The following is a 9,802-nucleotide window of genomic DNA, read 5'->3' as shown; positions in this document are numbered from 1 at the left end:
AACCGGCGGTTTTATTGGGCGAGAATGACGCTCATTTGCCAATTGATCGGTTCAGCCATCGGCATGCCGCCCATGGGGGGGCCGCCGAAATCGCCCGTCGGCATAGGCATTTCACCACCCCCTCCGGGTCCGCGTCCCATGCCTCTTCCGCCGCCCATCGGCATACCGCCTCCTCCTCCGGCATCCGCGCCGCCGGGGGCAAAACCACCCATCGGCCGCCGCATGGCGGAAAAATCGAACGACGGCGTTTCAAAACCGACACGAAAACCTGTTTTATTGCTCAGGTCCCATTTTACTTTTTTTGTGCCCTGCAGTTGAACGGCCAATTCATATGCCAGCAAATTGTTGTGCATGGCCATCTGGAATCGAATGCCGCACTCTTCGGCTTCATAATGACTTAAAATGCCCAGGTTATTGCCCTTGGCATCCAACAGCTGGATATCGGAACACCATTTTCGCACATAATCTGCAAATCCTTTTTCGTTCCATGAACCGTCGCGCTTGAACAAGGTCATGAAAATTTCCATGGGATTTATTCCACGCTCGAAAATCCCCCGCGGATATTTGATGCCGAAATCTTTACGCCCGTCTCCATCCTGGTCGAACCAGAGGATCAAGCCGCTGTTGATCAGCTGCCGCTGCGCGGTAGGATCCTCTGAAGACAAAAGAAAATAAAGGGTTTGGTCATCATGCTGCGCGGCAAGGCGGAAATGATACTTTTCGCTTTCGAGAGGTGAGACAGACTGCCAATCCTCGGTTAAGCCGTCTACTTGAATAGGAACGGAGGCGCGTCCGGCGATCAAGCTCTGTTTTTTGCACGAAAGTAAAAGAGCGACGGCTATTAAAACGGTCACCAGCAACCGATAAGGATAATGATTCATAGCGATCTCCCTGAAAAAATAGTCAATAAAGCCGAATACCGATCTTAATGACGAATATCCGCTCATAAAGTTCGCAAATAAGAACCATCGACGCTCCCTTCATTTTACAATTTTTTGCATTGCCCGATATATCGTTTTTAACTCAATTTTTTGTTTTATCGTGTTTAATTAATGAAATATTTGTTCAAAAATGTATGCCTGGAATCTGTAAGCAAATTTAGCTTTATTTATTTATATAACTTAGCTATTAACCATATAAATTGTCACAAATTTTGGACACGAAATATCGTCTATTGTACGATATTTTGATAATCTTATTGTGGCCGCTGCTTTTTTTATATTTTTTTTATTTAATATAAGTTATTGCATTCGTTTTATTTATTATTTATATTATATTGTGTCTTTTCACGAGGCACGAGAATTGTTCCTTTACAAAAACGCTGCCGGTCATTTCAAATGATCGGATGGTTCAAACCACCCTATTTCATCCGGGTTATTTCTTCGGAGGTTAACATGAGGAGCGGAATTTTTATCCTCATAGGGGGGCTCTTAACGGCAGCGGTAGGGGTACTGCAGGCCGTCAGTTTGCCGCTTTCCGAAGAGCAGTTGATCACCGAATCACGGCAAATCGTTTTCGGTGAGGTTGTTGCAACTAACTCTTATTGGAATGCAGAGCGCACCAACATTTTCACGGAAGCCGAAATCCGCGTCGAAAAGTGGCTCAAGGGAAACGGCGGCAGTGCTTCGTTGAGGATAAAATATCCCGGCGGCAGAGTCGGCGATATTGTCGAGGAGCATTCTGAAACCCCCATGCTGGTTGTAGGCGAGCGCGCCGTCTTTTTCCTCAACTCATCCGCGCTTCCCTTTGTCGGCGGCCGCCAGGGCAAAATCGATGTTATCGAAAATAAAGTTTATCAAAACGGCAAAGCCGTCCCGGTAGACGAATATTTTGCCAAAATAACCTCCAAGATTCTGCAGCTCGAACCGCAGAACCGCCTGAACAGCCTCGAATCGCCGGTTATTGAATGGGCCGAAATCAAGGCGCCGGTCGATTTCAAAGACAAAGTTAAAAATGCAAAAACCGATTTTATCTTATCCGCACAGCCGAACAACGAGATTCAAGGTATTACCACCCTTTTGAGCGACGGCTTTGAAGGGGATTTTCCGGGGACCATTTGGACGCTTTATTACAATGGAAACTCGAATCAAGACGGTTTCGGCTATACCTGGGGCAAGACGACGGCGCAGAAACACAGCGGCTTTAACAGCGTCTGGTGTGCTCGGGGGGCTTATGAAAACCAACGCGCTTTGGATCCAAGCAAAAGGACGACCAACTATCCCAATGACTTGCGGGCCTGGATGGTCTACGGGCCGTTCAATCTGAGCGATGCAGCCTATGCGCAGATGACCTTTTACTATCGCCTGGATTCCCAAGTGAATGTAGACTTTCTCTATTGGATGTCTTCTACGGACGGAATCAATTTCTCCGGTTTTGGCGCCTCCGGTTCGACCAACGGACAATGGGTATCGCAGACATTGGATTTATCCTCTCGTTGCGGACAATCTCAAGTGTGGGTGGCTTTTTATTTTTACAGCGATGCTTCCGTTGTTAATAAAGGCGCATTTGTCGATGACGTTGTAATTACCAAACAGACGCTTGATCCCAATTCCCCGCAAATTACCTCCATTACGCCGAACAAAGCCTCTGCCGGGACCAACACTCAGGTGACGATCACGGGCACCAATTTCGGCAATTCTCAGGGAACCGGCAAAGTCGAGTTCTTTTATCGTGCCGGCCTGCCGAAAATTTCGGCAACGATCCTTTCATGGAGCAACAATACCATTGTTTGCACGGTTCCGGTGGGTACAATTAACGGCTACGAAGCTTCCGCCTCCAGCGGTCTCGTAACGGTAACCAACAGCAGCGGGTTGATCAGCTTGGGTTACCCCTTTACTGTTACCTTCGGCTATATGCAGCGCAAATGGGATGTCAAGGAGGTCTTTTACTATATTAATGAAAACAATCCCTTTATTGATGGCGAAGGAACCGCCATCAAAGCCGCTGCCGATACCTGGACCAAAGACGGCGATGCCGACTTTATTTTTACCTATTTTGGTCCGACGACTGCCACGAGCAGAACCTACAACGGCAAAAACGAAATTTTTTGGGGTGCATTGGGCAGCGGCAGTGTAATCGGTGAGGCCACCACATGGTATAATCCCAGTACCAACACAATCCTCGAGTGTGATATAACCTTCAATTACGATCTGAATTGGGGCTACGGAATCGGCAACTTTTTCGATGTGCAGACCATCACCCTGCACGAATTGGGGCATTGGCTGAGCCTGCGCGATCTTTACGGCGACCTCGGCGACGGCGTGAACGATATCAGCAAAGCGATGTACGGCTATGGTTCGACCTACAATGCCAAACAAAAGCTGCACGAGGACGACCGCAGCGGCATTATCTGGATCTACGGGCCGGAGCCGGAAATCGACGACAATTGGTCGACCAAGGAGTTGGCCGATGCGAACGCGCAATTGCGGGCGCATAACGGCAGGACTAAAGGCAAGGCTCGCGTTTACAACGAGCTCTGCCCGTTACTGAAAGGACAAAAGGCGCCGTCGCGCTGGTGGTCGATCAACGCCGCGGATCCGGCTTATGTCCGTCTTTACTATACGGACGAGCTGCTGCAGAACGCGGGGATTACCGGTCGACCGGTCATTGCCCATTTCAACGGCACAGAATGGGAAGAAATCGCCACATCGACGCCGCAATGGGATGCGGACGGAAAATTCATCGAGTCCGTGCAGCCCCTCACCTCCTTCTCCCCCTTTACGATTTTCGAAGGCGGGCCGATTGCCGTGCGCATGACGTCACTTTCGGCCGAGCGCGAGTCCGACGCTGTATGCATTCGTTGGACCTCAGCGAACGAGATAAATGTCGCCGGTTACGAAGTGCAGCGCTGCTTAGCTCCAGGACGGTGGGAGCCGGTTGCCGGCTTTGCCGACCATCCTGAGCTTTGCAGCCGTACAGACGGCGATGCGGCCGAATACCTTTTCCGCGACGTTCATCCGCATGCGGCCAAAGCGGAAGCGTACCGTGTGCGCGCCGTAGAGCTTGACGGCAGCGCCGAAGTGTGGCAGGAAGTCAGAGTTTCCGCCGCTGCGGCCGTTGGACGCGAGAACACTGTCCCGCAGGAATTCCGCTTGTATGCCGCTTACCCCAATCCGTTCAATCCGCAGACCACGATCGCCTTTGATCTTCCGGAACGCGTGCCGGTACGGGTCGCCGTTTACGACGTCAACGGACGCGAAGTCGCGGTTCTGCAGGACGGCGTTATGGAGGCGGGAAGCCGCCAGCTGGTTTGGAACGCCGCAAATCTGCCGAGTGGAACCTATTTCGTTCGTCTTACCACGCCGGAGAGGACGGAAACGAATAAAGTACTGCTGATAAAGTAAGGCAATCCCTTAAAAAATAAGCTTTTTTTTGTATAAAGGGATAAGAGTGCTTTCGGGTAATTTGTATAGTCTATAAAGCAATCAAAGGAATCCTAAAAGTTATTAAAGGTGATACTTGTGAAGAAAAAGCTCATACATGAGCTAAAGAAAAATGCAAAATGGATGAAGAAAATTTGAATAATTTGAATCTAATAATAAAGATTGAAGGATGGAAGGACGAAAATTTTAAATGAAGAATCTAAAAATCAAGTCGGATTGATTTATAAATATTGCCGATAGTTCACAATCAAATATAAAGTTAACCAACTTTGGAGGTACTATGAAGAGATTAACTTTGACTGCGGTTTTCTTGGCATTATTCATTGCCGCTGCCTACGCTGATACGGACAGCTACCAGCATACGGTTACCATCAGCATCCCCGAGATCGCACTTGTCGACGTAGAGGGCGCCAATGTTTCTCTCTCGATATCTGTGCCGGGCAACGAGGCAGGTGAGGCTCCTGTCGGCGGAACAAACAGTAATGCGTGGCTGAATTACACTTCCACGGTAGAGCTCAACAAAACCAGAACGGTTACCGTTCAATCCAACTCGAATCTTTCCGGCTTGGGCTTATACGTAACCGCGGCCAATTACACAGGTCAAGGTGCCGGTGTTTTGGGAACTTCGGCCGGTGAGAAAAAAATTGAAAGCAGCGCTGTAGCGATTGTTACAGGAATCGGCAGCTGCTATACGGGAACCGGCACGAACAATGGTCACCAGTTGACTTATCGACTGGCCGTTGAAAATATGGGGTCGGTCACCATAGATAATACCAACGTTATCGTCATCTATACCATCACCAACGATAACTGACAATTAACCTGCGAAATGAAAAAAGGTGATCGAAGCTTTTAGACGGTCACCTTTTTTCTTTATCATCAAACTAATCTATTAAAACGATGAGACGTCTGACGATACTTTTGGCGGGTTGGCTGATTTTTCAAAGTGCTGAAGCAGGGATAATCATCCGCAACGGGCTGGTCCACGAGTTTACTTGTTCTCGCGGCGATTCGCTTCAGGGATTTATCGAGCTTGAGAATCCGGGCACAGAAAGTCAGGAAGTGAGAATCTATCAAACGGATTATCAGTTCGATGCGGACGGAAAGGTGTTTTATCCTGATCCCGGCTCAACCCCGCGGTCCAATGCGCAATGGATTGAATACTATCCGCAAAATTTGATTCTGCCGCCGAAAGAGAAGACCATTATCTCGCTAAAGATCAAAATACCATGGGCGGATAGTCTTGCGGGGACCTATTGGAGCATGGTAATGGTCGAGGCCCCTAAAGCGGGTGAATCGGTTGCGAAAGAAGGCATGGTTTCAATAAAAAGTGTGATTCGCTACGGCGTTCAGATTATAACCGATTTAACTGAAAAAGGAGATGCTTTATTAAAATTTAATAATGTGAAAATCGTTTCCGCAGAGAGCAGAAAACAATTGTCTTTGGATGTGGAAAATGTCGGCAATCGACAAGTGACCCCTAACGTCATGTTAAAAATATTCAAACCGGATGGTCAGTCTCTGGATCTCGCTGCCAAAAACCGAAAACGTCTATTCCCCGGCACTTCCTGGAGATTTGACATCGAGTTAAAAGACTTGCCGGCCGGCGAATATCAATCTCTTTTGACAGCCGATTGCGGCGATAAAATCTTTGGTATGAATTTGTCGCTTATTTTGAAATAGACATGAAAGGAGTTCGGCTTTTAAATTTATTTTTTTCTCTTACTCTTTTTGCAGGCGAAATGAGCGTGGTCGTTCGGCCTATGAAGGACGAGCTCACCGCCGTTTCACCGGCTAATATCGGCGACGTTTTAATGGAAATCTCGAACCATACACCGTATGAAGAGTTTGAGGAACGCATACAACTGCCGGATAATTGGGAGCTGGTCTCCCACCAATCCATTCTCTATTTGAGGCCGAATGATCGCAATGTCAAACTATTAAGCTTTGCGGTGCCTATAGGGACGGCGGCCGGTAATTATCAAATTCACTATCATATCTACAGCCGACAATTTCCTGAAATCAACGATCGTTACGATTTCAATGTCGTTGTGCTTCCGCAAAATCGTCTGTCAATCAAAATCATGCAGGCCAAGAGTTTTGTGCTGGCCGGTGAAGAATTTTTAGGAACGGCTGCATTATATAATGAAGGTAATCAGGAATTAAAAATCTTGCTTGAGACTACAAAAGGTTATATTGCCGGAGAAAGCAGCTTTTTCCTTTCACCGAATTCGGGCAGAAATATTGAAATTCGTTTGCCGACCGATAGGAATCTCAGGCATCATCAATATGAGACCATTATCCTGACAGCCAGGAGCGAAGACGGAAAGGCTTATGAAGAGGCAGTTTTTCGTTTTGAAATTATTCCGATCAGCGGCCCGCAAGCCGATTCCTATTTTCGCCTTCCGACCACTATTTTTTTGAACTATTTAAATTTTCGCAACAGCATTCAAGGAGCGGACGGCTTCCAAGGAGGCGTTGAAATTAAAGGTGCTTTAGATGAAAAGGGGAATCATCATCTTCAGCTTAAAATGAGAGGTCCGGATCGTTTTAATCTGTCACCCTTAGGGCAAAGAGATGAGTATTCGGTGAACTATCAGCATCCGAACGGTGTCATCAAATTAGGTGATTACTTTTTCGAATCCAGTTATCTCACTGAATTTTCCCGCTACGGCAGAGGCTTCGAGGTCAATTATCACCTCAATCGGTTGTCCTTCGGCGGTTTTTATCTTCAGCCTCGGTTCTACAAAAAAATTCAAGAAGAAACGGCTCTTTTTGTCAGGTACAATTTGCGGGATAATTTATCTTTCCGCTTGAATTTTCTTGAAAAAAGGACACAAAAGAGTCATTCCCTATTGAGCATGGAGAATTCTTTTAAATGGAAAAAGAACCTTGAATTGGATACCGAATATGCGATCGGGACCAATGAAAACGCATTTTCAAATGCCTGGCGCGCTGCATTCTCTTTGTCATTGAAAAGATTTCGATGGATGTCTCATATTATCTACAGTGATAGAAATTTCCCCGGCTATTATACAAATTCTTTATATCTTTCTAATTATATGAGCTATCAAATCTCAGGCGGTCTAAGATTTATTTTAAACGCCCGAAAAGATCACCAAAATGCTGCGCAGGATTCTTTGTATTATTCCATTTCGCCCCTAAGTCAAAGTATTTACGCAGGCCTGCAATGGAATGCAGCCAAGAATTTAAGAATGTACGGGTATCAGGTGGTTCGATCGCGAAAGGACCGAATGCCGATTCCCAAATTTGATTATCAAGAAAATAATTTCCGCGTCGGAATAAATACCGGCTTTAAAAAAGCCGGCCTTGACCTGAACTTTGAAGGCGGGAAAACGCAGAATAACCTGCAGTCAATGAATCGGGATTGGAACAGCGAGCTGTTAAGCCGAATAGAGGGATCCTTTTTTATGAATCAGTCTGAAAAGTGGAATTTGAAATTATTCGGCTTATATGAGAAATCCTTAAAGTATTCGTTGACCAATCAACGGCAAGTCATTTTCGGCGGCGATTTCTTTATAAAACCGACAGAGACCACTTATTTTAACCTCCATTATCAAAACAACTATTCCATGGAGGATTATTTGTATGACCGGAATTTATTCGAATTGACTTTTCAACAGACTATCAATAACAAACATATTTTTTCAATTCGCTCCCGCTACACATTATTGCGTGAAGAATTCTCTCGTAAAGAATTTGCAATTTCGGCAGGCTATGCGTATCAATGGGGAATACCTTTGAAAAAAAGTGAAAAGACCGCTTCGTTATATGGGCGAATCGAGGGCGATGGAGGAAGCTCTGTAGAGGGTCTTATCCTTAAATTAAACGGTCAAACAGCCGTAGTAAAACAGGACGGTAGTTTTGCGTTTCCAGCCGTTTTGCCGGGAACTTATTATTTGAATTTAGATCCCCGATCGCTCACTTCAGGCTTGATTCCTACTGTCCATTTTCCATTAAAGATTGATTTCGAGCCTGGGAACCGCCATTATATCGAATTCGGCATCGTAAAAAGTGCCAGTTTAAGAGGTCGGGTTAAAATGACCGGTTCCCCGGTATACGAGAAGCATGACAACTCGGAGCATCGAATTATTGTTGAAATTAAAAAAGATAATGAAATACTTCGAACTACGACCAATAGTCGGGGAGAATTTATTTTTACTCATATACGACCCGGAGAATGGCTTGTAAAAGTTTATCGAAACGGTCTACCGGAGTCGATGATTATTGAAAAAGATACGTTTAATGTCCATGTGTCACCGGATCAAAACATAGAATTGAGTGTAAATATTATTCCCAAACCCCAAGAATTGGTCATGTTTAAAGAATCGCTTACTATTACGGAATAATTATAATAAAGAGCTGCTTTACCTAAAGTAGATGCTATTGCTATGGGCTGTTAAGCTTTTAAGATCAATGAATCAAAAGCGAACCAATTATTTCAAATGAAAATAAAGCCGAAAACTCTTTTCTTGCCGATCTTAAACCGCAGGTTTTCTAGTGGACTGATTTGCATTTTCCTTTTTTCAGCTCCATCCTTGCTTGCTCAACAAACCATAATCCAAGTAACCGGCAGTTGGACGCTTAGCATACCTTCTACCATCGTTACAGAAGCCGGTGCCGACATGCAAAATACTTTTACCAGCAATCCGAATCAATTTGATATTGATATAAAAGCAAAGGACTGGTGGCAGGTGGAAATCCGGCTGGATGATAACAATCTGCCGCAACCGATTGAATTGTGGGTGCGTCGGACAGGAAACGGGAATGGCGGAGGAACCATCAGCGGCGGAACGGAATTTCAACAGTTAAGCCAAACCAATCAGCTTTTTTTTACCGGCAGTAAGAATCGAAGAAATATTCCCATTCAATTTGAGTTCCGCAATGTTTCGGCAACGGTCAACAGCGGTACCTATACGACGACGATTGCCTATACGTTGACGGATTATTGATTGCATTTTTCGGCTTATAGTGGATTTATAATTTGCTACTAGTGACCGTTTAGAGTTTTTTGTATTGAGCTAATGATGAACCCCTTTCACCGATTGCATTTAGAATGTTTTTAATCTCTTCCGTTCCCGCAAGGCCGGCGTTTCGGCCTATTTCATACGCCTGACGCAGTATTTGCACACCTTTTTCTTTTTCTCCGGACGCAACAAGCAGCTGCCCCAAATCTCTTCCGACGTTGAACAAACCCATGGCGTCTTTTGTTTCTAGTGCCAGTCTGTACGCTTCAGCAAAATGTTCGACAGCCTGCTGCAGATCATTTTGCTGCAGGAAAATATGCGCCATGTTATGCAGAGTAGGAATCATGCCGCCCTTGTCGCCGATCTCGCGAAGGATCGAAAGCGACTCGGAAAGATACTTCAGCGCCGTCTCATAGTCGCCGCGGGCCGTAT

Annotated in this window: 7 protein-coding genes; 5 read left to right on the top strand and 2 right to left on the bottom strand. The window is 45.8% G+C overall.

The window, feature by feature from the left end; all coding sequences use genetic code 11:
* Positions 1-11 precede the first annotated feature (11 nt).
* Positions 12-881, bottom strand: a complete 870-nt coding sequence (locus ONB24_13720; GenBank protein ID MDZ7317171.1) for a hypothetical protein — start codon at positions 879-881, stop codon at positions 12-14.
* Between the two features lie 513 nt (positions 882-1,394).
* Between ONB24_13720 and ONB24_13715 the strand changes: the two genes are divergently transcribed.
* The 5 genes from ONB24_13715 (at position 1,395) to ONB24_13695 (ending at position 9,355) form a co-directional block, all read left to right on the top strand.
* Positions 1,395-4,343, top strand: coding sequence for a T9SS type A sorting domain-containing protein (locus ONB24_13715; GenBank protein MDZ7317170.1), 2,949 nt, complete (start codon positions 1,395-1,397; stop codon positions 4,341-4,343).
* Positions 4,344-4,662: 319 nt separating this feature from the next.
* A complete protein-coding gene (locus tag ONB24_13710) occupies positions 4,663-5,196 on the top strand; it encodes a hypothetical protein (GenBank protein MDZ7317169.1) in 534 nt (177 codons plus the stop codon).
* Positions 5,197-5,303: 107 nt separating this feature from the next.
* Positions 5,304-6,065: a hypothetical protein gene (locus ONB24_13705; GenBank protein ID MDZ7317168.1), complete on the top strand. Its 762-nt coding sequence runs from the start codon at positions 5,304-5,306 to the stop codon at positions 6,063-6,065.
* A gap of 2 nt (positions 6,066-6,067) precedes the next feature.
* On the top strand, positions 6,068-8,752 hold the full coding sequence (locus ONB24_13700; GenBank protein ID MDZ7317167.1) for a carboxypeptidase-like regulatory domain-containing protein: 2,685 nt from the start codon (positions 6,068-6,070) through the stop codon (positions 8,750-8,752).
* 96 nt (positions 8,753-8,848) lie between these two features.
* Positions 8,849-9,355, top strand: a complete 507-nt coding sequence (locus tag ONB24_13695) for a hypothetical protein (protein ID MDZ7317166.1) — start codon at positions 8,849-8,851, stop codon at positions 9,353-9,355.
* Between the two features lie 49 nt (positions 9,356-9,404).
* Here the strand turns inward: ONB24_13695 and ONB24_13690 are convergent.
* A partial coding sequence (locus tag ONB24_13690; protein MDZ7317165.1) for a tetratricopeptide repeat protein occupies positions 9,405-9,802 on the bottom strand: 398 nt, incomplete at its 5' end.

The sequence above is a fragment of the candidate division KSB1 bacterium genome (assembly GCA_034505495.1).
Lineage (GTDB): Bacteria > Zhuqueibacterota > Zhuqueibacteria > Residuimicrobiales > Krinioviventaceae > Fontimicrobium_A.
This window is presented reverse-complemented; position numbering and strand designations above follow the sequence as displayed.

Bases quoted from the DNA above. Each gene is read 5' to 3' on its own strand.
- ONB24_13720 (MDZ7317171.1), bottom strand. From the start codon at position 881: ATGAATCATTATCCTTATCGGTTGCTGGTGACCGTTTTAATAGCCGTC.
- ONB24_13715 (MDZ7317170.1), top strand. From the start codon at position 1,395: ATGAGGAGCGGAATTTTTATCCTCATAGGGGGGCTCTTAACGGCAGCG.
- ONB24_13710 (MDZ7317169.1), top strand. From the start codon at position 4,663: ATGAAGAGATTAACTTTGACTGCGGTTTTCTTGGCATTATTCATTGCC.
- ONB24_13700 (MDZ7317167.1), top strand. From the start codon at position 6,068: ATGAAAGGAGTTCGGCTTTTAAATTTATTTTTTTCTCTTACTCTTTTT.
- ONB24_13695 (MDZ7317166.1), top strand. From the start codon at position 8,849: ATGAAAATAAAGCCGAAAACTCTTTTCTTGCCGATCTTAAACCGCAGG.